Raw genomic sequence first — 25,470 nt, forward strand, 5'->3', positions numbered from 1 at the left:
GAAAAGTAAACAATGGTTTATACGAGGTGAAAAATCGTCTAATTAACAGTTTTTGCCTATTCTTTATATACAACTTTTTTGTTGTCGTTATTTTTTGACTCTTTTTAAACCTACTAAAAAAGTTTTATTTTTATTTTCATCAATGAACATTTCTTTTAATTTATTCCAATATTCGGTAGAAACTTGATTGGCGATTGATTGACAGATTAAAAAAGCAAGTTCTTGTTCAAAATCAATCCATTTGTCTGACATAATTATTTCAGTTCTTGGAGAATTTAAATCTAAATCTCTTGTACCACAAACATCAACAACCAAGACAAACGGAAAAGGCCAAGCAATTCTAACTTGATTGTTTTTTAAATCCCAGGAATTCGGAAATAGAGTCGAAGGAACTTCAATTCCATGTAGTGATAATCTAGACCTAGATTTAGCAAATTCGCTAGTTGAATTAGATTCACTTATTTCTCCATCGTCTGTGATAGTTATTGTTTTTGAAGATTCAGAAATTGAATTTTCTGAAATAGTAATTTGCTTTTCAAGTGTGTAAATTTCTCCTTCTATTTCTATGTCTCTTGAGTTTAATTCAACTTTTGCCAAAGGCTGACCTAGGCTTTCCAAAATACCAACGCTTGCTGACCCAATAATACCATCCTTTTTGTTTTTTAATTCGATTTCAAAAACTTTTAAGTTTTCGTGAGATTTCCATGTATGATCCTTTAGGGAAACAGCAGTATAAGTTAAAAAACTATTTTCATCTTTAGATTTTACCTCGGTAGATGTATGTATGTTTAACTTAAATGGGGGGTTCGGAATTACACTATCGATGGACTTAATAAAATCTGTTTCAGACATTTCATCCCAGGGATTTTTTTCTTTTCTCAACACCAATTTTGTGGTAGTACCTGGCATTTTTCGATTACCTTCTTTAATCCAAAATATACTTTCTTGACCTTCAACTGTAATGTTTAAGGCTTCACTAGAATTGTGTGGTTCATATACTCTTTTTGTATCAACATTCAAAGTGTCAGCTACCATAAAGCATGATAGTATACCAATTCCAAATCTGGACGTAGGAGTGAAATCTGCATTGGATACTGATTTCAAATTATAAAAATCAGATGACTTATAAAATGAAGAGCCAATTTTTGAGTAATACTTGTCAATAATATATTGATCCATTCCAGTTCCGTTGTCATCGACTTCCAATATTACACTCCCATCTTCTTTGTAATACTTTACATTTATTTCAGGAGAATATAAATTCCCCCACTTTTTCTCCTGTGCTTTTCTAAGTAAACAAGCATCAATAGAATTTTGTAATAGTTCTCTCAAGGCAACTTCTGGATTTCCGTAAAGTTTGGTCCCCATCAATAGATCAATAACTTGTTTTTTACTTAAATTGAATTGTGTGTCCTTATAAATATATAAGGGTTTATTATGTACTGATCTTTGAGTTTGAATTTTATCGCGACTTACTTTAAATGGAATCTTAATAAGAATATTTCTTTCTTTTACTTGATTGGAGTCATTTAATTTAGATATAATATTATTACATATGCTTAACTCTTGATCAATCATGTCACAAAATTTGTGAATTGAAGCTTCTATAGCAGGATGTTTACATTTCGCATTAAACTGAATTATCTCAGAGTTTATTTCCCAAGCCTCAACTGCTCTATGCTTGTTCCATTCTTGGATTGATATTGGATGTTTTACATTTAAATGAGAAAACAATAATTCAGGTGTTCGTTTAGCGTCAAAATCTAAAATATCAGCTAGCCTTAGCACAACTCCAATAAGTGGGAGGCAACTATATATTTCCGACCCACACAGAAAATTTGAATCTAGTTCTAGAAGAGTTTGAGCATTTTCATTATGGCTATAGCAGATTTGAGCAAATTCTACAGTTAAATCTACGTCCCTAAATATAATTTTATTATTCCAATCTTTGGCAATTATTTCTTTTGCTCTTTCAGCATGCGTTATTCTAATATATTCCGCTATTAAATATCCTTTTTGTAAATCGGCTTCCGTGTGTTTGCCATTGATTATCAAATTAGAAATTATCTCTTTAGAATTAGGACGTGCACTATAAAATCTTTCAAATTTTTCAAATTCATCTTTTTCTTCATCATTTATAAAAGTTCGTTTGTAATCCCATATCTTTTTCCAGGCAAGTATTTCTTTCTCTTGAGGAGCCATTCCAATATCATGGAAAAACGAACTTAATATTAAAATGGTTAATTCAGGAGTAGAATAATTTTTCAATGCTTCCTCAGGGATTAACTTCCCCATCAAATTTAAAACTCTAAAGAGGTGATCACCATCATGAAGGGTAAACTCTCCCATATGCTTTAGAATAGTTTTTGTTCTTTGATAAGCATACGAAATTGCTTGATCAACCAAAGCTATAACTTCACTATCTTTCTCTTTACATTTTTCTTTAAGAAGGTTATACAAGGAACTTTTTTGTAATCTTAACAGGTATTCGTCTTTATAATCATCCATCATTTCTGGTAAATTATTTAGTAGTGAAGCATTGTTAGACAATGGATTTCTTTTATTTTGTTCTGTTCTGCATTTGCAAAGACACACTCTTTTGCTATTTTTAGCTTTGGCAGATGCGAATTGCAAATGAGTTTAACATTTTAGGGTTGACTCTTCATTATGGTCGTTTTATTATTGACATAAATATTTCTCTTTCAGTATCATTGATTAATTCTAAGTCCGGCGAGCTCTCAATTGCTCTAGGTATTCCGCTACCAACACCAACAAAAGGAAGGATATATCTAGCATTTGTAAATAATATTGGATTTCTTGGAATAGAGGTCCCTATTTTGATATTGTCAATTGTCAATGTGTTAGGAAGTCTTCCTGGGCTATTAATTTCTATTCTATTATCAAATATGAATACCTTAATACTTGATAAAATAAAGTAGTCTCTATGAATTAGGGCGTTAACAAGTAACTCCTCAATCGTTTCGATTGGAATTTCCAATTCAGGTTGTGAGTTAAAACCATCCTTTATTTGTACCTTTTTTAAGTTTCGAGTGATAAAAGAAAGTGTTTTTTCGTATAATTCCTTTAAATTACCTGTGAAAGGGTCTTCTTTATCTCGATAATTATTTGAACTTATACTATTTCCAATAACAGAGACACATTGTACGGTAAAGGTTGGTCTAAATTGTTGAGGGTTTTTACCAAACAAAAGTAGTCCTCCAAGGCTAAGTTTACCTTCCTTTATCATCCCGAGATTAGATAGAACAGCAGAAGTTGATTGACCTATTTCCTCGATAGTTTTTTTTGTTTTTGCAAGTATAAATTCCTGAAAAAAGTTTTCGTCAATGTCGTTTACTGTTGTTCCGTTTACTAAGGTTTCATCTGCAAAAAGGTTTCCGCTATTTTGAAGTAGTCTTGCCATTTCTTCTCTTGCGATAACCTTGCGTTTGTCAGAACCGTTTTTCAACCAAATTATACCTTTATTATCAGTATGAGGCTTGCTCAAACCTTCAGCTATACTAGCTACAATAACATTCTTATTTTCTACTTCAACAGTTTCCGTTTCAATAAAAATTTGAGGTTTGACATTATCGGAAGCAGCATTAGCTAAAAGCTGATTAGTTTCTGCTATTTCTTCAAATGATAGTCCATTAATATCACCCGTTTTGTCGTCAACTCCAATAATAATTAAGCCACCTTTTGTGTTGGAAAATGCAACCATTTCTGTGCCTATTTTGTAAGCATCATTAATACGCACTTTAAATTGCACAACGCTTGATTCTCCTTTTTGGATTAAATCCAATAATTCTAATGCGTCCATAATTCGTAAATTCTTTTTCTATTGTTAAATGCTTCTTTTCCACCTTCCATAATATTTACTATTTCCTTTCTGATTGATTCATCATCAATACTTCCAAGGTTAGTCTCAATAATGTTAGAATCATACCTACAAGAAACTACTTGCTCACAATCTCCAAGAACAGGTATATTTGGATTGTGAGTGGCAAAAATAAATTGAGAGGTGTTTTTTAATTCTTTTAGTACTTTAATTACATCATTATAGATCGTTTGATTATCCAAATCATCCTCTGGTTGGTCAATAATTATTAAATCACTCTCTTTTAGTGTTAATAGAAATATTATTAAAGCGGATGCTCTTTGCCCCAAAGAGTGCTCGTTCAATGACCTATTTCTGTATATAATATCAAATTTATCAGGTATTCTGTACGTCAGAAAGGCTTCAATATTTGAGTTGAAATATTCTCGAAACGTATGTAGTTGGACATCTGAAAGATTTGTAGAAATAGTACTTTTTGGAAGATTCAAATCTTCATAAACCGCAATCATATCACTATAGCTGTCAATGATTGTTTGAATATTATTATCTCTTAAATTACTACCTCTTAGATTTTCTTTCAAATATGATTTAAAATCTTGTTTGTTTCCTTTGAACTCAACAGCTATTTTAATTGAATCTTGGTCATCATTAACTTTTTTTATTTCTTCTTGTACAATTTCAAATTCGTTGTGCCACAGTTTTTGTAATGAAACCAAAGTCTGTTTTAACTGAGTTTCTAATTCTTTTTTCTTTTTTGAAAGTTTATCTAACTCTGATAGTTGGGCTTTTGTTAAATCAAGTTCCTTTGTATATTTGACATAGTCATCCGCCTGAATATTAGGTAGATTTATTTCCCTCTTGATTTTTGAAAATTCTTCTTTCAGCTCTTCATATTTCACATTGAAACTTTTGTGCATTGTCTCAAGAACTAAATTTTCGGTAACTAACCTTGATGAAATTGTTTTGGTTTCAAGAAATATGCTTTCAAAGGCAATCAAATGTTGCTTTATTTTATCAATATCTATGGCATTTTCTTTTGAGGAATATCCTTTAAAGCTTTGAAAACTATCTTCGTATTCTCCAACATATTCATTTATTACCTCAATAACTTTTAACTCGAATTTTTCAAGACGTTTAATGAAATTACTGTCTTTGTCGAATGAGATTTGTTTTTCAAGTTTTTTGTCTATTTCGTTATCTTTAAAAACTTGAATTTTAATTTTCAACTCCGCTTGTTTCGCTTCAATGTCTGTTTTTCTAGCAACTTTTGAATCAATTTTTTTGAGTTCATTGATAATTTTTAAAACATCTTGATTTTTTTCTTCAACTTCTCGTTTTTTATTAAATAAACGGTCTCCAATCAATTTACTAATCAAATATTCAGTTGATAAAGAATCTCCTATTTGAGAAAGGTCTTTTTGACCAAAGTATATAGGTTTTTTTACAATTGCATTCGGTTTTAGTCCAAGCTGAAGTTCTCCATCTCTGTAAATGTTCGTTCTATCGCCAAGGATTTTCTCAGCTACATATTCTTTTCCTTGGTCATCAACCAAAATCGAAGTTATTTTACCCCCACTTCCTAATAGTGCGTTTACTAATTTTGTTTTATATTCATAATCTACATTTTGCTTTTCAGTTAAATCAATATCTAAAGAATATCTAATAGCCTCTAAAATTGAAGATTTACCACTTCCTCTTATACCAATCAAGTTATTCATAGAATGATTTAGATGAAGAGTTGAACCATCTAATTTTCCTCCCTTAAAACTGATGGATTTAATGTATCCATTAATAGGTTCAGTCGTATTTTGTGCTAGTCTGTATTGTTGGTCTAGTAAAGCATATTTTATAGCTTCAAAATTGAATGCACCAATTTTCAAATATGTTTTTTGCGTAATTCCATTTACAGAATTACCTGTTCCAATTTCTTCAATATTTTTGGCGTCAGAACATTCTACAAAAGCAGGCAGTTCATTTTCAAGCCAAGTATTAAGATTCTTAATTATATCCCTTGTCCTTACTTTTTGGAATCCAAGTACTGCCTTACGGAATATTGGAACTTTACCTAATTCCGTAATTCGACCTCCATTTAATTCTTTATAGAATCCGCTACTTGCCTCGATATGAGCCATTATTATAAAATAGTCTTTCTCGAAAGCATCAAGCTTTTTTATAGTCTCAATCAGGCTATCATTTGAACGTCCATTTTCATTTTCGTAATTATGTTTTCCTGCAAATGTTTGATTTATAAAGCTATTAATGTAGTCCGTACCATTTTCAAGCCATTCATTAGGATTGAAAATTACTAGACAATGAATTCCATTTGATCCGTCATTAACTGATAATTCTACTCCTGGTAATAAATAAATCTCTTGTTTTCTAGACTTTTTGGCGAGAGCTTTATATTCATTTAAATCAAATTTGTTATGATTAGTTATTGCTGCGACACCAATTTTTTCTTTGCTCAACTGATTAACATAGTCAGATGTAAAAGAATTATCTTCTCCGAGATATACAAACTCTTTATCCGCTTTTGTATGCAAATGAAAATCAGCTCTAAGCCAAGTACTTCCATTTTCAAAAATTTTAAATTCTTTATCCATCTTGTTAATCGTTTTTTGTTGAAACTAATAAATCTCGTACGTCAACATCTAGAACCTGAGAAATCTCTGTTAAAACTTGAATACTAGGTTGTGTATTATTATTACAATAGTTGGTAACCACTACATAACTTTTCCCGATTTTTTCAGCGAGCCAAGTTTGCGTCCTTCCTTGATCTTTCAAAACCTTTTTTATTCTGTTCATTGGTTCTATGTCTTTAAATTTTGACTATAAAGTTCAAAGATACATTAAATTATCTTTTTATAATATAATTATGTATTGAATTATGATATAGATTATTGTAATCTATTTAGAGGGAAGGACAACTTTTCTATTTTATAAGCGTTAGCATCTGTGAAGAAAAAAATAAATATGCTTTTTATGTGACTAGAGCCAACATGTAGATATCTTATTAGATTAAACTACTTAAATATCGACCTCGCTTCCTCATAAATCCTCTCAAAGTTATCTTCTAAATCCGCTTCAGAAAACGGCTTAGTTTTTCCTGAAACCTCCCTTTTTATTCTTTGTAATTTAAACTGCACTTTTTTATCCATTCCATCAGCATAGGTAATAAACTCCCCCTGTTTCAACCGAAAGAAAACATCCGCCCTGATTTTGGGGATTTCCTTTTCACCGGTAGTAATTCGCGTATCAAAATCGAGGTTATGGCCACGGCTGACGCTCTTGGTAGGATCCTTTATAATCTCAAAAAAGCGTTCATAATATTTTGCGGTGTCCGGGTCATTGACCTTCCCGAAGAACTGATAGGATAGATTGCTCAATATCGCCTTGCTCGCCTTATCCCCATACATCATATCGTTCTGAATCTTGTCCTGCATCACGTAAACCGTAGAAATACCATAGCTTCGCAGCGTTGCAGGAATACGATGCATATTCAATAATCGAATAGTCGGTGCTTCTTCCATCAACAGAAATGAAGGTTCAGAATTCCGCACGCTCATTTGTTTGGTAATCGTATGGATGATAGTGGCTATTACGGGAGCATAGGAGGTTTCAAATTTTGGATTATTTACGACTGCTATCACACACGGATTTTCTTTACTATTAATATTTAAGGGCACTTCATCTGCGGACAAGGCCATAAAAATCCGTTGTGTACTTATGCGTTTTAAGGCATTGGCTAGGGTACTTTTTACACCAGCGGTTTGTCGTTCCGAATCTTTACCGCTGATAAAGGCATCTGCCATTGCCCTTGATGTCGTATTGGTTTCCAAAAACTGTATCAGGCTATCGGTGTCCAGATACTGATAAATGGCAATTAAATGGGGAAGGGTACAGAATTGGGGATAGGTCGTTTTCAGTTTCCAGATGAGTCCTCCTATCAAACCTTCTGCAGCATCATTGAAAAATTTAGTTGTTCCCGCCGTTCCAGATTCCCGTTGCTCCAATAGGTTTTCAATTAACACCCGAGACACCTCATTAACGCTTTCCTCGTTCTCCAAATAGCGAGGAGCGATAGGATTTACCCTATGGATGATTCTATCGAAGGAAATAACCTTAAATGGGATTTCACTATCCTTGAAAAGTGGATACGCCATTTCGGTCAGTTCAAAATCCTTGTAATCGTGGATGATACCACAAAACCCTTCTTTCTTGAAATGTTTCAAGAATCCGTAGACAACACTTTCGGTCTTGCCACTTCCTGCAGAACCAATGATGGATGCCCCGCGCTTGATATTGTCAATCTTAAAATTTCCTTTCGTAGTTTCAAAATTAACTTGATAGCGGTCATCACCATTTTTTGGTCTTTCTTTTTTATGCAAGAAAACATACAATGTTGTATTGATCAACAAAAGCGGACAGACCACATTCAACAAAACTAAAACCAAATTATTCCAAGGTTGTAATAAATAGGCCAGGGCAAACAACGAAAGGCTGTTTGCAAGAAATGCATATTTGGAGACCTGATAAACTCCATAGAATAAAGCACTGGCCAGACCAATGGTTAAAAGAGCGGTAAAAAGGTTGTCTATATACATCATACTCGAATTAGATTCCTATAGAACTTGATTTGATGGCCACTTCCACGCCACGGCGTAGTCGGTTAAATACCTTCATTGCCAATTGCGCCTGTGACACTGGAATGCTTGTTAGCATTGGAACACCGCTTTCCTTCATCATTTTAAAAGCAATTGCCTTTTCATTGGTGGGCAATTTCATCAGCGATGCAAAATAGATTTTCGGATTCCTGACGAAATCCTTTCTTGCTTTGTAGGTCTCGGTGAAGTTTCGTTGGTAGCCGAATGTCTTATCAAAGGTCTTTTCCGCACGCTCAAAAAACTGGTCTCGGTCAAAGCCACGTTTTACAGTCTTACCGTGCATCTCTACTTCTGATGCTTTATGTTTACTTCCTGGCGAAAGGCTAAACGTATTGGAGGCATCCTTTCAGCTTACAATGATATGGATATGACTTTGGTTTCCTGCCTTTGGCATTCCTTGAACAATTCGCTTCCCATCCTGTTGGTGCGGTGCTTCCTTTTCCAATCGTTCTATTTTATGCTGTAATAATTTAATATTGCCTTCAGTACGACCTTCTTCAATCCTTCTTATTTCTGTTTTTAACTGCAATATTTTGGTGGCATAGGGTTGATTTTCCTTGATCTGCCAATCCGTTCCCTTAAAGGTGCGTTGGTGTTCTATTTTCGCATAATATTTTATATCATCGATGGTAATAGACCTTCCATTGATTTCACGGTTAAAGGATACCACATAATCCTTCATCAGTTCACGGGTGTATCTTTTTAAATCTTCACTACTGTTCTGTAATCGGTTCAATTCGTATTTTGAAGGACTGACCGTTATGGAATAGAATTTCGGTTCGTTCTTTTTGAGTTTGGCACCATTGCCATCGATATCCTTTACCACTTCTTCAGCTGAGATACTGTCACCATACTGGTTGAAAAAGTGTTCCATTTCTTCCTGTTCCAGACCCTGGTTTTCTTTCTCCATATAACCGACAAAATCCCCTGAACTTTGTGAATAATTCCCTCCCAGTTTTTGAGGTGTGATTGTGATATACATAACTCAAAAGTTAGAATTGATTATTATGGTTTTGCTTTTCCTGAAATCTTACTTTAGGTTTTTCTTCGACCGCTTTCTTTTCCAAAATCAAAGGTTTTTTCGAAGGTTCGTTCGTCTGAAAAAGAGATTCCAACATTGCCACGGTGGGTTTAGTCTGGCTCTTTTCCATATCCCTCATTATGGCAATGACCGCATTGATACGTTTCTTTAGGGAAGCTTCGATTGTCCTCCCGGTAGGCCCCAATTTTTCCTTTGGGGAAATCTCGTTATAGAAGAAAAAGTCGAGCATTGTAGTCAATGCTTCGGTGTGCGATTTGAAGTGCGTTCTTGAAAATTCCTGAAAACGTTTTGCCGTTTCCTTTTTGAACCTGATGCCAATAAATGAGTCCATAATTCGCCGATTTGTCGCAAATCCTTCCCTAAAAATGGGCGTTCACAGGGCGTTTGTCGCAAATTGTAGGAGTTCGGAAATTTTATATTTTTTCAAATTACTAAATATCAGTGATTTGAAAATAAAAAGGAGTGCTAAACATCGCATCGCGTGTTACCCTCTTGCTACTCCTTTTTGTTCGCCCCAGGCGAACAAAATTCCGTACAATCTGGCTCAAAAGCCAATTGCCTTTTTCAAGAAAATAATTTCCTGTTATATACTATTTCGATGGGCACGGTTATCGGCGAAAGTAAAAAATGGATAACCCTACGTAAATTTGAATGCTGTATTTCAGCGAAATAAAGATAACGATTTTTATGGAATTGAAATCGGTGCAACAAAAAAACACCTCCAAAAATTTAGAGGTGCTTGACGATGAAGTTTAGAGAATCAGATATTGAATATAAACGTATAGGAATACAAATTTCGCAATGCTTCTTCAGCTATCGTTGTTTCAAAACAGGTGTGATTTTCCCTTACGTATTTACGGATAGCATCCCCAAATTTTCGTTCCACATCTTTTTTGGAATTTTCCAAAAGTCGGGTTTGAGCCTCTTCGCTTAGGTCGGTAAAATTGAGATACACCATAGCTTTCAGTTTAAAGGATTCCGTTATCTGCAAAACTGTAATAGTCGCCATCAGGGGTCAATATCAAATGGTCCAAAACTTTGATATCAAGTAGTTCCCCTGCATTTTTAATTTTTTGGGTCAGGCTTTTATCCGCTTCACTGGGCTTTAAAGTACCGCTCGGGTGGTTGTGCAATAATATGACTGCTGTGGTCAAACTTTTTAGGAGTACAGCAAACAGGATGCGGACATCCACTAAAGTGCCTGTGATACCTCCGTTTGAAACCTCACAAACCCCTTTTACCTTATTGGCATTGTTGAGCAGCATTATTTTAAAGGTTTCGTGCAGTTCAATTGTTTCTTTGTTCCATTGGCTGTAAGCTATATCGGCAGCACTTTGGGAACAGGTTACTTTGGGAAGCAAATTTGCCTTTGTGCTTCCGCTATAACTTATGGCTATTTCATTAACTTTGCTTTTCATTGTTTTTCAATTATTTGTGAATGATGAATAAGAGGGCGCAACTTTCGATGGGAACGCCCTCTTAAATTTTAAGGATTACTTATCGCTTTTGCTTCCAAGTAATAGAACTTCCTTTGCTTCCACTTCGATTACATAGCGTTGGTTTCCGTCATCGGTGGTATAGGTACGGGTTCTCAATTTTCCCGTAATGGCGATTTCCTTTCCCTTACCTACAAAATTTTCGATGATTTCGGCAGTCTTGCCCCAAGCTACAACCGTATGCCAATCGGTGGACTGTACCTTTTCCCCCTTGTTGTTTTTGTAGTGTTCATTGGTGGCGATTGAAAAACGGGCTACTTTTTTACCGCTTTCGAGGTTGGTGATGGTTGGTTCTTGTCCAACGTTACCGATTAACTGTACGTGATTTTTTAAAGTACTCATAATAAAATATTTAAAGATTAATTAAAATGCTATCTGAACCATTCAGACAGTTTATGTTTTTTTTGAAGTGATTTACTTATTATATCCAGAGCGTTTTCCTTTTTTGTTTTTTTTGGTGCCGCTTCCTTTTTGATGTTTTTGTACGATTTCATAAGATTCATTTTAGATTTACTTCCCATAGCGCCCTCGCTGTTACCTTTTTTTGTTGCTGATACAGTTTCAATATTTGGAATTGATAAGGACTTATAAAAGGGAGGAACGACCGGTTATGCAGTCCGTTCAACTTCCAAATGTTGGTATTTTGCTGTCAAAAAAAGGGAGGGACAGTGAGGGTGCGGGAATAGGTCTAAAGGTTTTTGTGAAGTACCAATACATAGGGAGTGGCACCAAATGAATTAATGGAATTCCGATGGAGCGGACTCCGTTCACGATTTTGGATTGGGAATGAAGTGTTCCTTCCCAGAGCATCGGGAAGGGTTAACGGAATGAAAATGAAAAATTGGGGATGGTGTCCAAGACTTTGTTGGGAAGCTCTTTGCCTGGAATGCAACTTTTTGCGGAATGGAGGGGAATGTGCTGGGTGGGTTTGAAATTATTTATCATCAAATATTTTCAGAAATCTCATTGATATATCTTTAATTTTATTGATTGATGCCTCATCTTTTGTTGTTTCAATAAGTGCCCAATATTTAGGCTCGTTCCAAATAAATTCTCTTGTAAGACCAGAACCACGTTGATTTATAAATCCCCAGAACCAAAGGTCGTCCCAAACTTCCATTTCTTTAGAAGAATAATTATCCTGTAGAAGTTTATTTATTTTATGGAAATTCCACTTAGTGGATGGGTTAATACGATGGAAAATTGCTTCAATTACAGCGTCGACAGGCAAAAATATTTTTTCTTCTTTGTCAATGAATTTAGGCGCATCACCCCATATTGAATTTTGAAATCCATACATGCCATTATGTAAGTGATAAATGGTTTTGGTAAATAATGCAGACGTTTTATTACCCCAGCCTTTCTGTCTCAACATACCATAGTAAAGTGATTCATAATTATGGACACCACTTTCTACATCTGTTAGAAAATTCATGAACGTCTTAAAACTATGAAGCTGCGATTTATTTGAATACACTTTTTGAAAAAAAGGTGCGAGTATATCAATTTTAGGTTGGCTTTGGGTATTCGCTATGTGATGAAGAACTGAATACAATTTATCTTCGATAGAATCGAACGGTGCTAAAAACAGATTGTAAGAATTTGATTGGACCTTTTTATTATAATCCCTGTTTTCATTCAAGAAATTAAATAAAGAAGATAGTTTGGAATTCGTTGCTGTGTTCAAAATGAATTATCTTTCAAGAGTTACCGTTCCATTGGCATTAACCCAATAATGCTGTATACCAATCTTATTCAGTTCAGGAATAATACTGGCTATTGCTTTTCTTATTTGTTCATCCTCGGGATGTGCAATAGCGATTTTTGCATTTGGAAACGCAACTTTGGTTTCTAAGCATTTAATAATTGCTTTACCTAAATGAGTTTTAATCTGTCCAGAATTAAAATAATCTCGTCGCTTGGTTGGCGAATCTTTATGTGCTTTTGCCCCTTTAACTTCAATAAGTAACTTTTCACTTTTTTTGTTGGCCACAATATCATACCCTCTCGTTTGACCTAAACAATAACTCTCTATCTGATATCCTTTTTTAACCAAATGAGGCATAAGTAATTCAATGGTTCTATTTTCTGTCAGTTTTTCCATTTAAGCTAAAATTTCACACAATATAACTCAATTAAAAAACTAATTAGACTTTGTAAAAAAATAGACGGATTTAAAGCGGACGGAATCCATAGTTTTGTAGCGAAGCTCTTTTCTTGAAATGTAGCTTTTCGCGGAATATAGAGAATGTGCTAAATGAGTTATGGAAAAGAAATTATAGCTTTTTATCTGTAGTAATTTCCACTTAGTTGAACGCTTTTCTAAATTCTAATGGTGTTAATTCAGTTTTTTTCTTGAACAATTTTCCAAATGATTGTGGATGTTCAAACCCTAACCCGTAAGCAATTTCATTGACTGACAACTCTGTAGTTGACAGTTTCTCTTTAGCCAATTGAATTAGTTTTTCGTGAATAAATTCTTGGGTGCTTTTGCCTGTTTGTGTTTTTAATAATCTACTTAAATAATTGGGTGATAAGTTCAATGAAGTAGACAAATAATTAACTGTTGGTAATCCATGTTTCTGTAAGTCTTTGCTTTTAAAATAATTATTTAAAAGTGTTTCGAATTGCTCAAGTATTCTATGGTTCGATTTTTTTCGAGTGATAAATTGACGTTGATAAAACCGTTCTGAATATGTGAGTAATAATTCCAATTGTGAAATGATAACATCTTGACTGAACTTATCAATATTTGAATTATATTCTTGATTAATATTTTGCATCAAATCGGTTAACATATTTTGTTCCTTGTCCGAAAGGTGTAATGCTTCGGTTAATTCGTAACCAAAAAAGTCATATTGCTTTATTTTTTGCGCCAAAGATGTGTTCCAAATAAAATCGGGATGAAATATTAGTAACCATCCCGAATGATTTAGTTTTTGTTCATCTTCTACGGCAATACGCATTACTTGATTTGGTGCGACAAAAGCTAATACGCCTTCATCAAAGTCATATTCCTGTTGTCCATATTTCATTTTACCATTAAACACCTGTTTTAAGGCAATAGAATAAAAACCGTGAGTAAAACTTGAAACCGTTACATTTTCTTTCCTTTTAATATCAGCAAAATTAATTACGCTAACCAAAGGATGCTGTGGTTTTGGCAACTGCATTAATCTATGATATTCGGTAATATTTTTTATGTGAAGTATAGACATAAGTTTTTTTAAATCATTTGTCCACCAGACACTTCAATGCGTTGTGCGTTTATCCATTTTGCATCATCGGAACATAAAAAGGCAACAACACTTCCAATATCATCTGGTAACCCAACACGACCCAAAGCTGTGTTAGTGGCTATAAAGCTATTCATTTTTTCATTATCCCTAACTGCTCCACCACCAAAATCGGTTTCAATAGCTCCTGGTGCAATGACGTTAGACCGAATTTTTCTTTCGCCTAATTCTTTTGCCTGATACTTTGTTAATGTTTCAATAGCGCTTTTCATAGACGCATACGCTGAAAATCCGTTTAACGCAAAACGTGTAAGTCCTGTTGATACATTGACAATTCCTCCACCATCTTTTAGAACGTTCAATGCACTTTGTGTTAATAAATAGGTGCCTTTAAATTGAGTATTATAAAGGGTATCTAATTGTTCTTCGGTTGTTTTAGCAAATGGTGCGTTTATTCCAATTCCCGCATTATTTACGAGATAGTCAATTTTATCAACTCCGAATTTGGAGTTAATCAACTTTTTTACAATCCCAAAGAATTCCTCAAACTTATTGAAGTCGGTAACGTTTAATTGAACCGCAATCGCTTGTTGTCCTAAATGTTCAATGTCTTTGATAACTTCTTTAGCTTTTTCTTCGTTGCTGTTATAGGTAAGAATTATATGAAGTCCTTTTTTTGCCAATTCCAATGCCATATTTTTTCCCAATCCACGACTTCCTCCAGTTACTAAAGCAATTTTAATTTCGTTTGCCATTTTTTAGTTTTTATAAGTTGAATAATATTTTCAAGCCTTCTTTTAGATTTTTTGGTTTACGCCCCAGATAATGTTGCAATTCATTTGTGACTATTGACTCCTGTCCATTTTTAATATCAAGATTAAAAGCAACTATTTTCTTGACCATTGATTCAGGAACTCCATTGTCGAGCATTATTTTTTTGAATGGCTCAACTTCTACAGATTTGTAAGTAACCTGTTTACCTGAAAGTTCTGTAAGAGCAGTTGCAACATCATAAAAAGAATAGGCATCATCACCTGTAAAGTTGAATGTTTGGTTTTCGAAATTTTCGTGTATTAAAACATTAGCCATTCCCTCTGCCTGTTCCGCTTTTAAAACATATGCTACTTTACCATTTCCAGCAGGTTGTAATATACCTTTCTCAAATACGTTTTTGCCAACAAAAAGTGGTAAGACATCCATATACAAAGCATTTCTAAAAATCACATATTTCAATCCGCTTTCTTTAATGTAATCTTCGGTAAGGAAATGTTCTGTCATTAGTGTATTTACTAACGTATTTTTGTCTTTTAAAGAACGGCTTGTGTAAGCTATGTTCTTAACGCCTTTCTTTATTGCAGTATCAATTATGTTTTTATGTTCTTGAATTCTATCGCCTTGGTCACCCGAAGAAATTAGTAAAACGGTATCTACATTCTCCATCGCTTTTTCAAGCGATTCAACATCACTATATTGACCAATAAAAGCTTTTAATCCTTTTTGTTCGAATTCGATTTTTCTTTCTTCTTTTCTTGTGAGGACCGAAATATTTTCGGCTTTCATAGTTTTAAGTAATGTTTCTACAACTATACTTCCCAATTCTCCGGTTGCTCCAGTAACTAATATTTTTTTCATTTTCCTGTTTTTTAAGTGAAGTACAAAGGTGGAATAGATAGACAAAAGTTATGTAGTCATATCTATCCTTGTATCAGCCAAATCAGATTATTGACTGTAGTTTTTGGATTTGCACGATTTTAGTTTAGAAATTTAGTGCATCCTGATTTATCAGCAGGTGGCGTGGAAATGCAATGGAATGGCCTGGGTGGTTAATTCACTCTTCAAAAAGTATTTTGAGATTTTCAGGTAATATCTATTTCTCTGATTCCTCAGAACATTATAATTTCTCTTTTATAGCCTTTCTGCGCTTATCATATATCCATCTTATCAAATTGCTTAAAAGCTCCATTTCGTATTCTGAAGTTTGTTTAGTGCAATTTCGGCCATTGCATTCAGTTGGTCATTATTCTTTAACTTAGTTACATATTGGAAACCCAACCAAGAACTGAGGTTGTAATTTGTTATTCTGAGAGTATATTAATAGGGTCTGAATACAAATAGAATTATTTAACATCAATGAGTATTATGTTTTAAAAACATCTAAATGTTGTACCTATGTTGTACCAAAGTCATAAAAAAAGGCCTCACATCCCTATGAAGCCTTGTCTTTACTAATAGCGAGAACTGGACTCGAACCAGTGACCCTCGGGTTATGAGCTTAAGTGCTTTTCTTTATAACTATGGATGTTTCCAAATCAAATTATTGATAATGCACCTTTGTATCGACCTCGTTCGTGGTGTTTAATTTACTGCGCAACGAACGCATATCCGATGAAATCTTTTGTTCAATTACTCTGGCATAGATTTGAGTAGTAGAGAGCTTTGTATGACCCAATAATTTAGAAACTGTTTCAATAGGCACCCCATTCGAAAGTGTTACGGTGGTTGCAAATGTATGTCTGGCCGCGTGAAACGTGAGCTTTTTATTAATTTTAAGGATTGCCGCTATTTCCTTCAAATATTTATTGACTTTTTGATTGGAAAACACAGGCAAAAGCTTTTCCTGCTTGTTTTCGGAATCTTGCCCATATCTTTTTATTATATCTAGAGCCTTATCCAAAAGAGGTATTTTTACCGCTTCATCGTTCTTTGCCCTTTTTGTGAATATCCAGTAATCGCCATCGATACCGCGTACAATATGATCATCACAAAGTAATTTCACATCAATATAGGATAGACCGGTATAGCAGGCAAACACAAAAACATCCCTCGTTTTTTGGTGCATCTCTTTTGAAAGCTGACTTAATTCTAGAATTTCAAGTTCCGATTGGGATAAAAATGCACGTTGGTGTTTTGTGAACTTGAGCGAGAATCTAACAAACGGATCTTTCTCCACCCATTCCAATCGAAGGGCTAGGTTCATCATTTTTTTTAGTCGCTCCAGATGTTTCATTACACCGTTATTTTTAAGAGGTCGTGAACGGTTTATAGATTTCCCGGTACGCAGAAATTGTTCAAAGTCTATGATGAATTTATAGGATAGTTGTTTCAAATAAACATCATTGGTCTTTAGTCTATTCATTAAATAACGTTTGATGTAGCGTTCCGTAGTGAAATAATTTTTCAAAGTGCCAGGCTTGAGTACGGACACCATATTCATATTATGGTAGGAAACCAATTGAAGAAGTGTTTTGTGCTGTTCATCCTCCCCAAGATATCTCGCTTTGATAGCTTGGGCTGTAACATATCGGGATTCACCCAGAAGCTGTTTGTGGCAAGTCAATAAGTCGGAATACACCTGATCCAAATAAATATTAAGTGCCTTGCTGTCTGAAGTCCTAAGAGTTGACCTTTTTGAACGGGTACTCCAATAGGTAACCGATGTGGATCGTTTCAAACTGATTTCGGCACGTTTTCCATCGACTGTGATACGGGCATAAATGGGTGCAAAATCATCTTTACTTTTGGCCATACTCAGCCAAAAGTGAATGGTAAAAGTCTTTGAAGTCTGCATAAACTCTCGCTTTAAGTTAATAATCGATTTGTTTACGAAAGTCAAACCGAGACGAAAGTCAAGTCTATTGAATTACCAATGTAGTGAATATTCTGGTAATATATCAGGTAACCGAATAGGTAACCTTTGATATGATAATAAAGCCAATCTTATGATTTCAAGAAAAATAAAAACCCCTGATTTTCATAAGATTAGCTATATTTTGGTGTCTATTGACACCTTAATTGTCGGGATGAAAAGGAATATATTCGTCAGGTACTGACAATAGCCAATAGGTTATCGCCGCAAGGGAAGGAGGCGCTCTTGGACGACCTTAATCTTTACTATAGGGAAGAGAAATTAAGAGAGGGTTTAACATAATCGTAAAATACAGCCATGGAAAAAAAAAGAAACAATTAAAAATGTTGAAGGAATCAACAAAGTACAAATTGACCACCTTGAACAATTCTTATATAATAAAGATAAATTTAAATCTTCGTTCCTCCAGTTTGATGGTTATACAGATCTGTTCAGCACAATAGAGTCCCTGATAAACGTTTGCATTTTGGCTAGCCGTGTAGAAGGGGATTTCAACGATCCGGGACTGGATATTCAAAAATACTGGAATTGGCAAATTAACTCCTTTTTTATTAATCTTCATTGTTATAGCTATTTATACCCATAGTTCTATATGCCCCAAAATTTTATTTCAAACTGATTTTTTATTCTAATTTTTAGGCCTACTTTTGATGCATGAAACAGTATGTTGTTTTATTTGTTGGGTTTATAATGCTGGTAAAGCCACTTTGGCCGGTAGCCGAGTATATTATTAACTACAACTATATTAAGAACGTACTATGTGAAAATTTGGACAAGCCTATGTTGAATTGTGACGGTAAGTGTTACCTAGCAAAGCAATTGGCCAAGGAATCACAACAAGATCAGGAAAATCCGTTCGGAGAAAAAAAAACCAAGACTGAAACTTTAACAAGTCTGTTCTTGGAAACTCTGCCTCAAATTGATTTCGGAATAAATATCCACCTATTACAATCTAAAAATTTTGGAATAGCCCAAGTTTTTATCCCAACACTTTTAACTTCAGATATTTCCCAACCGCCAGAACTGGCCTAGTTCCATTTGGTGCTTTATTTTTATAGGGTGACCTATGGTCCTCCCCTTTAGTGCACCGATATATCTCCACATTTAAGAAATTTCACAAATTAGTTTTGGGCAGTTACCCTTATTCCTATTATTGGAACAAGGTTGCCGGTCCATTTATATACAACCTTTAAAAAACATTCAAATGAAAACTTTTATATATTACCTATTGGCCCTATCCACTTTTCTAATTTTCTCCTGTTCCAGTGATGATACGGATAATTCGGAAGAACTGACCGGATCAGGAGAGGTATCCCTGACCTTTGATAACGGCTTTAACGGCAACGATCTTGTTCTAGGGACTATCAATGGCGCAAATGCTAATGGAGAAAGTATTACTGTTACCCGTTTCAATTACATTGTGAGCAACTTCAGATTGGTCAATAAAGATGGACTGGAATATACTTTTCCAAAAGACCAGGGATATTTCATTATCAACCAAGAAGAAGAGTCTGATGAGGTGGCCCTAACTGAAATACCAGCCGGGGAATACACCACTCTTAAATTTGGTATTGGGGTTGATCAGGAAAAATACCTACAAGGAGCGGAAGGCCAAGGTGATTTTTTATCATTGGCCGAAGAAAACAACATGATGTGGTCTTGGCAGGCCGGCTATAAATTTTTGAATTTTGAGGGTACTTTTACCTCCGAGACGGTTACCGAACCTACCGATTTTAAGATTCATATGGGAAGTCATGGCTCTAGTCTGGACAACTATAAAGAAGTTAGCTTATCACTACCAACCAATGTCAGGGTGGGAGACGGTGTAGACTCCAACATTCATCTAAAAATAGATGCCAGTAAAATATTGGTTGGTGCTACCACTAGTATTAAACTAACAGAAAAATCTGTAATAATGGTAGATGAAGTAAAATCTCCCCAAATAGCGGTAAATACTTCCCAAATGTTCGTGGTAGACCACATACATAACGGAGGCGGACATTAAGAGTTACTAACCATTATCTATAAATTGGTGATCGGCACTTATAAGGTGCCGGTTGCCATAATTTTAAAAAAAATGAAACCGATCGGCCTATTATATGGTGTCGTTATATTTGTTTTTTCCTCTTGTTCCAATAATTCCGAAGAATTCCGAACAATAAACGAACCCTTGGAATTTGTGGTGCCCTCCAATTTTCCGGCACCTATTTACAATTTGGAAAGCAACCCACCCACTAAATTGGGATTTGAGCTAGGGAAAAAACTTTTTTATGACGGACGTCTTTCCGCTAACGGATTTATCTCCTGTGGCTTTTGTCATGAACAGAGAACCGCCTTTACCCATCATGGCCATCAATTTAGTCATGGAATAGATGATCTTGAGGGTACGCGAAATACTCCTGCGATACAAAATGTCGCTTTCATGAACGAATTTACCTGGGACGGCGCTACTTCCCATTTGGATCTATTTCCCATTATACCTATTACCAATGAAGTGGAAATGGGAGAGACATTAAGCAATGTACTAACAAAATTAAAATCGGACACAGAATACCAAAATCTTTTCAAAAATGCTTTTGATGAAGGGGAAGTGAACAATGAAAATTTTCTAAAGGCCCTTTCACAGTTTATGCTTATGATGGTATCCTCCAATTCCAAATACGACAAATATGTACGTCAGGAAACTAGTGGACAATTGACTGATACCGAAATGGAAGGTCTGGCCATCTTCCAAGCGAAATGTGCCACTTGCCATAGCTCGGACCTTTTTACAGATGGACAATTTAGAAACAACGGTTTACCACCCAATCCAATTCTTATGGACATTGGAAGGGAGGAAGTTAGTGGTGCCGAGTCCGATCGCTATAAATTTAAAGTACCTAGCCTTCGCAATGTTGAACTTACGGCACCTTATATGCACGATGGAAGGTTTGGAAGTCTAGCGGCCGTTCTTGATTTCTATACCGATGGCATTAAGGATTCTCCCACCTTAGATCCCCTTTTGAAGAACGAAGGCAAACCGGGAATACCCCTATCTCTGGAAGAAAAAACTTTACTAATTTCTTTTTTAATCACTTTGACAGATGAAACTTATATCAAAGATAAACGCTTTGCAGAATACTAAATACATACTATTATTATTGGCAGTCATTTACTCCACTATAGTGTACGGTAACGGGATTTCAAAAAATGATTGGCCAGTGGAATGTCCAGTGCATACCCATTTTGAGGATTCGTTTTATGATTTCTGCGATACATGTGGCTGTGGAAGTAGCGGGGGCAGCATGGGATATGGTACAGGCCTAAACAACAATTTTTTTGGCTTAAGATACATTAGCCAAGAATACAGATCGAGAGACGGAATTTTTAACGATTCCCCATGGATTCAAGAGAATTTCAATACTATACAGGCCTGGGGAAATTTTGCAGTGACCAAGCGAGCTATGTTAAATGTAATAGTTCCTTATCAATTTCACAATAGGACACTCCCCAATAGCGAGGAACAAAACATTAATGGGCTGGGAGATATAAGTGTCCTTGGTCTCTATAATATACTCCCCATTACCCCTGATAGTATTATATCTATTAAACCCGAACACTATATACAGTTAGGTGGGGGCATAAAAATGCCTACTGGGAATTATGATAAAGCAAACAATAGCGGAAGCGTAAACCCAAGCTTTCAAGTAGGTAATGGCAGCTGGGATTACATATTGGCCATGAATTACGGCTTTATGTATAGGAACTGGGGAATTAGCACCCTGCTCAATTACACCCTTAAAACCAAAAACCCAAAGGACTACCAATTTGGAAACCAATTGAACTATGGTATAAACGCATTTAAAACCTACTATGTTTCCAATTCCCTAGCCCTAACTCCGCAACTGGGCCTAGCTGGAGAAAGTTATGGCACCAATAAAGAATTTGATAGGGAGGTCGCCAATTCCAAGGGTAGTGTATATTTAGGTAAAATTAGTGTAGAGGCAACCTATAACCGATATTCTCTAGGTTTGATCGGAATGTTGCCCATAGATCAAAATTTAAATAACAACAAAGTTGAGTTAAAAAATAGGGTATCGGTTTATTTGAACATGAACTTGTAGTTTAATTGATCCCAATGCGAGCTTGACCCACTACTTATGGACTTAGAAGTTGCCACCATTAACCCAAATCCTTAAGATTAGCCTAATTAGACAAATAAGCTAAAAAGGATAATGATGATGTTGAAAAAAGAGGGTTTGGGGGAGACTTATAACTTCCAAAAATGTCCATAACTTTAGCTTATTAAAAAAGAATGGGGTGAACTCGTCCCAAATCTAGGTTAACGGCCAAGGGTAAGTATTAGTCCCCATTCTTTTCTAACCCGGTTACAAGGACCATATAGAATTTTAGGAATTTACCTGCTAAAGAATTTAGTCAACGTAACCATTTAAACAGGATAAAGTTATGAAAATCATGGAAACCATCGGCATCGATGTCAGTAAAGTGACCCTTGATGTCTGCATTCACAGCAACCAGGAACTGGCTACCTTCGAAAACTCGGTCAAAGGCTTTGCCCAACTGCTCAAATGGGGCTACAGATCCAGCCCCCACCCAAAGGAGCATATTTCTATAGCCTTCGAACACACGGGGTTTTATTCGGAACAGTTATAGGAATATCTTTCCGAAAGGGACATTCCCCATGCCATGATCTCGGGATTGGAAATAAAAAGATCCTTGGGGATTACAAGGGGAAAGGACGATCGGATCGATGCGTCCAAGATTGCTCTGTACGCCTACAGGCTGCGGGATGAGATACGACCTTCCCTTGCGTAGTCGAAAGAATTCAGGACCAGTCAAATATTTTTGGTTGAAAATGGACTGTTTATTGGAATATAGGTGGTTATAAACAATTATATTTGATGGAACAGTTTTAAAAGAGCTTAAAAAAGCCTAATTTCAATTTCTTAGTGGTCTGTGATTAAACCCTCAACCAAAAACTAAACTCGGGGAAAATATAATATCTTGAAGGTCTAAATTTTAGTTAGAGACTTTTAATAAACAGAATTTTAACATTTCTATGAAAAATATAGTTCCAAAAAGTCCAATAAATGGATATGTAGCATAACCAATGATTTGGTTTGAAAAAATAAAAAATCCCAAATATAATATGCCTTTTAAATGAATGCCATCAAACTTTACATTAAGAAAGTATTGGCATTTGTCCTTAAGAAACTGAGGACCTTTGACATCTGATTTTCGACGGTTTTCTCGGATATCCCATGTCCAAGGCAATTTCTTTATACTTCCTTTTTCCATTTTTTTTAATTCATAGAGGTCATCTTCCAAAGTTGCCTTTGAGATAACATCCCATCTTATTATATCAAAGGCATCAAATTGCGAATATGTTATAAAAACTGATTATGGCATATTTTGAAAAGGTAGTTCTTAAACGATGTAGAAATAATAATGACCTGCCTTTTTTTTAGCCATAGGAAAAACAATTGTCTCATGGACAATATCTTCTGCCAATGCACGATCGTTACATAGGTTGAGCACATAGAGTTACATAGCCAGTCCTAGTATTCGGAAAACAAATACCGATACGTCTTCGCCTTTCCATGACCCAGTCCTCGAATGCTATGATTGCACATACGACGCTTCAAATTTGTCGGATTCCTGATGTCAAAATAATTTATCTGTCCTAATAAATAGAGGGGAATTATATACATAAACTTCTTATTATCAAGCTGTAAGGTCTAAAAAATAGCTCCCACTGGCCAACCTACTTGACAAGGGAATAGATTATTGCGTGGGTTTGCTATTACTACCGCACTGACTCCATTGACTTTCATGCTTGTAAAAATCTCGTTTACCTGCAACTTTACTACTGGTTGCGACTTGTGCCTCTTGTTGTGTCCATCATTAAAAATCATCCTTAAAACAAAGATCTTAAGTTGTTATACAATATATGGACTTGTTCAAGTGATGTCCTTCTCTTACGGGAGAATTACCTCTGCTCTCTTAGATATGTCCGTTACTACAACTAAAGCCGCCTTAATTCAGAACATCGTTACTATCCGCCTTTTCTACTTCGGAACTGCTACTATTTTCGCTTTTACATTTCTGTATTGGTTCTCTTGTTCCATGATAATGTCTGGATATAGGTCCAGCCCGCTATTACCGATAATCGCTTGGTACTACTTTGACCTATCCCTATTCTTGGGACGGCCACTTTCTTATCAAGATTACTGGATTTTGGTTATTTCCATACATAGTGATCCTAAATTCCTTTTCCAGTTTTACATTATTTTTTTCATTGCAATGAAGGTCAATCACAATATTCTGAAATGAGTCTATTTTGGGAATTTCCCCTGAAGCAATTTCTCGCCATGATTTATTTTCCATAATCTCAATCCGAATCTTGCTCGAATTGGAACTTACCAGGCCATAATTATTAATTTCCACTTTCAGTCTTCCATCCTCAGTGATTTTTGGTATACGGGCGGACAAAACAGGCTCATAAAAATCGACCCAAGGAAGCCTGGAGTAGCCAAAAAGTAGTTTTCCGTCATTGGTTTTTCCGAGTAGTTTGCCAACAAAATTGCTATCTGTAAAACCATTGCCCGATCCTTGAAAAGTTAAGATTAAATTTGTACCTTCCTTTTTTATCTTTTTTATTTGGCTTCCCCTTCCAAAATTTACTTCTTCTGGTGCCCCAAAACGCAGGGAATTCACATTAATATCCTTATGGGGGTCAAAACCCTCTTCCGCCATGATTTTAACCGATATGGATTTTGTACTTTCGGTAATCTCTTTATTGTCCAACAATTCTATTTGTCTTCCCACGACCAAGGGAATTCCTATATTTTTTGAACTATGTCTATCCCGAGTTTTATCTTCTTTCTTTAAAGTATCGATGACTGCAAAATTTGCTTGAATGGCCCTTCCTAGATTATCCTGTAATATTTTTATACGTTCGTATTTAAACCAGTCCTCCCTAGTACCGTCTTCATAGTTAGTAATACCAGGTACATAGGCCTCGCCAGGATCAGTCTTCCATTGAAACCCATCCTTTGACCTTAGATAATAAGCAACTCGCCCAAGCCAATCATTAACTATCATGTGGTATTGGATATTATCCCGCCAGATAACTGGATCCTCAAATGCACCTTCTACGTGGGGATAAACACTTTTATCGGATACTTGTTCATAGGTGGCTGTACCATCCTCGCTAACCCAAATACCCCCACCCCTGCATACCATCAGATAGGAGCCATCTTCCCGTTGAGCGAACGTAAGGTTCGAAAGCCCTTCAATAATGGGCCTATCGCGATTGTCAAATTGAAGTTTATCATATTCCCATGGCCCATTAATTGATCTGGAACTGTAATAACCATCAATTACATAGACGACATAACTGCCATTCTTTAATCTGAATACTTCTGGGTTGTGTCCAGAACCAACAGTTTGGACGACTTTATACGGTCCTATGGGTTGTTCGGAAACGGCGTGAACTACTACAGAATGTGTCCATTCGGCGTGCCCTAAAGGAGTATCCTCACGCCA

General features: G+C 35.4%; 23 protein-coding genes and 1 pseudogene. 5 read left to right on the plus strand and 19 right to left on the minus strand.

Annotated elements, in window-relative coordinates:
• Positions 1-87 precede the first annotated feature (87 nt).
• The 17 genes and pseudogenes from QSE00_RS05465 to QSE00_RS05545 form a co-directional block, all read right to left on the minus strand.
• Complete coding sequence (locus QSE00_RS05465) at positions 88-2,634, minus strand: HD domain-containing protein (protein ID WP_286105198.1); 2,547 nt, start codon at positions 2,632-2,634, stop codon at positions 88-90.
• A 31-nt stretch (positions 2,635-2,665) separates the two neighbouring features.
• Positions 2,666-3,820, minus strand: coding sequence for an RNA-binding domain-containing protein (locus QSE00_RS05470; RefSeq protein WP_286105199.1), 1,155 nt, complete (start codon positions 3,818-3,820; stop codon positions 2,666-2,668).
• On the minus strand, positions 3,808-6,441 hold the full coding sequence (locus QSE00_RS05475) for a TrlF family AAA-like ATPase (RefSeq protein ID WP_286105200.1): 2,634 nt from the start codon (positions 6,439-6,441) through the stop codon (positions 3,808-3,810). The genes QSE00_RS05470 and QSE00_RS05475 overlap by 13 nt, the downstream gene beginning before the upstream one ends.
• A 4-nt stretch (positions 6,442-6,445) precedes the next feature.
• Positions 6,446-6,643 (minus strand): helix-turn-helix transcriptional regulator, encoded by a 198-nt coding sequence (locus QSE00_RS05480; protein ID WP_093977184.1) that lies wholly within the window; start codon positions 6,641-6,643, stop codon positions 6,446-6,448.
• Positions 6,644-6,861: 218 nt separating this feature from the next.
• Positions 6,862-8,442 (minus strand): type IV secretory system conjugative DNA transfer family protein, encoded by a 1,581-nt coding sequence (locus QSE00_RS05485; protein WP_286105261.1) that lies wholly within the window; start codon positions 8,440-8,442, stop codon positions 6,862-6,864.
• Between the two features lie 10 nt (positions 8,443-8,452).
• Positions 8,453-9,484, minus strand: a pseudogene (gene mobB / locus QSE00_RS05490) (MobB family relaxase).
• A 10-nt stretch (positions 9,485-9,494) separates the two neighbouring features.
• Positions 9,495-9,875, minus strand: coding sequence for a BfmA/BtgA family mobilization protein (locus tag QSE00_RS05495; RefSeq protein WP_286105201.1), 381 nt, complete (start codon positions 9,873-9,875; stop codon positions 9,495-9,497).
• Positions 9,876-10,304: 429 nt separating this feature from the next.
• The gene (locus tag QSE00_RS05500; protein WP_286105202.1) at positions 10,305-10,502 is read right to left on the minus strand and encodes a hypothetical protein; all 198 of its coding nucleotides are present in this window, start codon (positions 10,500-10,502) and stop codon (positions 10,305-10,307) included.
• Positions 10,503-10,512: 10 nt separating this feature from the next.
• A complete protein-coding gene (locus tag QSE00_RS05505; RefSeq protein ID WP_286105203.1) occupies positions 10,513-10,962 on the minus strand; it encodes a JAB domain-containing protein in 450 nt (149 codons plus the stop codon).
• A 75-nt stretch (positions 10,963-11,037) separates the two neighbouring features.
• Positions 11,038-11,382: a single-stranded DNA-binding protein gene (locus QSE00_RS05510; RefSeq protein WP_286105205.1), complete on the minus strand. Its 345-nt coding sequence runs from the start codon at positions 11,380-11,382 to the stop codon at positions 11,038-11,040.
• A gap of 29 nt (positions 11,383-11,411) precedes the next feature.
• Positions 11,412-11,534, minus strand: a complete 123-nt coding sequence (locus tag QSE00_RS05515; RefSeq protein ID WP_286105206.1) for a hypothetical protein — start codon at positions 11,532-11,534, stop codon at positions 11,412-11,414.
• 440 nt (positions 11,535-11,974) lie between these two features.
• On the minus strand, positions 11,975-12,727 hold the full coding sequence (locus QSE00_RS05520; RefSeq protein ID WP_286105207.1) for a hypothetical protein: 753 nt from the start codon (positions 12,725-12,727) through the stop codon (positions 11,975-11,977).
• 6 nt (positions 12,728-12,733) lie between these two features.
• On the minus strand, positions 12,734-13,144 hold the full coding sequence (locus tag QSE00_RS05525) for a hypothetical protein (RefSeq protein ID WP_286105208.1): 411 nt from the start codon (positions 13,142-13,144) through the stop codon (positions 12,734-12,736).
• Between the two features lie 202 nt (positions 13,145-13,346).
• On the minus strand, positions 13,347-14,258 hold the full coding sequence (locus QSE00_RS05530; protein WP_286105209.1) for a helix-turn-helix domain-containing protein: 912 nt from the start codon (positions 14,256-14,258) through the stop codon (positions 13,347-13,349).
• 8 nt (positions 14,259-14,266) lie between these two features.
• Entirely contained in the window at positions 14,267-15,031 is a 765-nt protein-coding gene (locus QSE00_RS05535) for an SDR family NAD(P)-dependent oxidoreductase (RefSeq protein ID WP_286105210.1), read from the minus strand.
• Between the two features lie 10 nt (positions 15,032-15,041).
• Entirely contained in the window at positions 15,042-15,908 is an 867-nt protein-coding gene (locus tag QSE00_RS05540; RefSeq protein WP_286105211.1) for an SDR family oxidoreductase, read from the minus strand.
• Between the two features lie 682 nt (positions 15,909-16,590).
• Positions 16,591-17,844 carry a site-specific integrase gene (locus QSE00_RS05545; protein ID WP_286105212.1) on the minus strand — a complete coding sequence of 418 codons (1,254 nt, stop codon included), beginning with the start codon at positions 17,842-17,844 and terminating at the stop codon, positions 16,591-16,593.
• 732 nt (positions 17,845-18,576) lie between these two features.
• Between QSE00_RS05545 and QSE00_RS05550 the strand changes: the two genes are divergently transcribed.
• The 5 genes from QSE00_RS05550 (at position 18,577) to QSE00_RS05570 (ending at position 22,575) form a co-directional block, all read left to right on the plus strand.
• Positions 18,577-18,954 (plus strand): hypothetical protein, encoded by a 378-nt coding sequence (locus QSE00_RS05550; RefSeq protein ID WP_286105213.1) that lies wholly within the window; start codon positions 18,577-18,579, stop codon positions 18,952-18,954.
• 172 nt (positions 18,955-19,126) lie between these two features.
• On the plus strand, positions 19,127-19,927 hold the full coding sequence (locus QSE00_RS05555) for an MbnP family protein (protein ID WP_286105214.1): 801 nt from the start codon (positions 19,127-19,129) through the stop codon (positions 19,925-19,927).
• 72 nt (positions 19,928-19,999) lie between these two features.
• Positions 20,000-21,046, plus strand: a complete 1,047-nt coding sequence (locus QSE00_RS05560; RefSeq protein ID WP_286105215.1) for a cytochrome-c peroxidase — start codon at positions 20,000-20,002, stop codon at positions 21,044-21,046.
• Positions 21,006-22,025: a transporter family protein gene (locus QSE00_RS05565; RefSeq protein WP_286105216.1), complete on the plus strand. Its 1,020-nt coding sequence runs from the start codon at positions 21,006-21,008 to the stop codon at positions 22,023-22,025. Before QSE00_RS05560 ends, QSE00_RS05565 begins: the two co-directional genes overlap by 41 nt.
• A gap of 343 nt (positions 22,026-22,368) precedes the next feature.
• Positions 22,369-22,575, plus strand: coding sequence for a hypothetical protein (locus QSE00_RS05570; RefSeq protein ID WP_286105217.1), 207 nt, complete (start codon positions 22,369-22,371; stop codon positions 22,573-22,575).
• Between the two features lie 366 nt (positions 22,576-22,941).
• Here the strand turns inward: QSE00_RS05570 and QSE00_RS05575 are convergent, their stop codons facing one another.
• Together QSE00_RS05575 and QSE00_RS05580 are read right to left on the minus strand one after the other, a co-directional pair.
• Positions 22,942-23,220 carry a hypothetical protein gene (locus QSE00_RS05575; RefSeq protein WP_286105218.1) on the minus strand — a complete coding sequence of 93 codons (279 nt, stop codon included), beginning with the start codon at positions 23,218-23,220 and terminating at the stop codon, positions 22,942-22,944.
• 897 nt (positions 23,221-24,117) lie between these two features.
• Positions 24,118-25,470, minus strand: a 1,353-nt coding sequence (locus tag QSE00_RS05580; RefSeq protein ID WP_286105220.1) for a glycoside hydrolase family protein, incomplete at its 5' end; no start/stop codon positions are given.

This window comes from Arenibacter flavimaris (assembly GCF_030291335.1).
GTDB lineage: Bacteria > Bacteroidota > Bacteroidia > Flavobacteriales > Flavobacteriaceae > Arenibacter.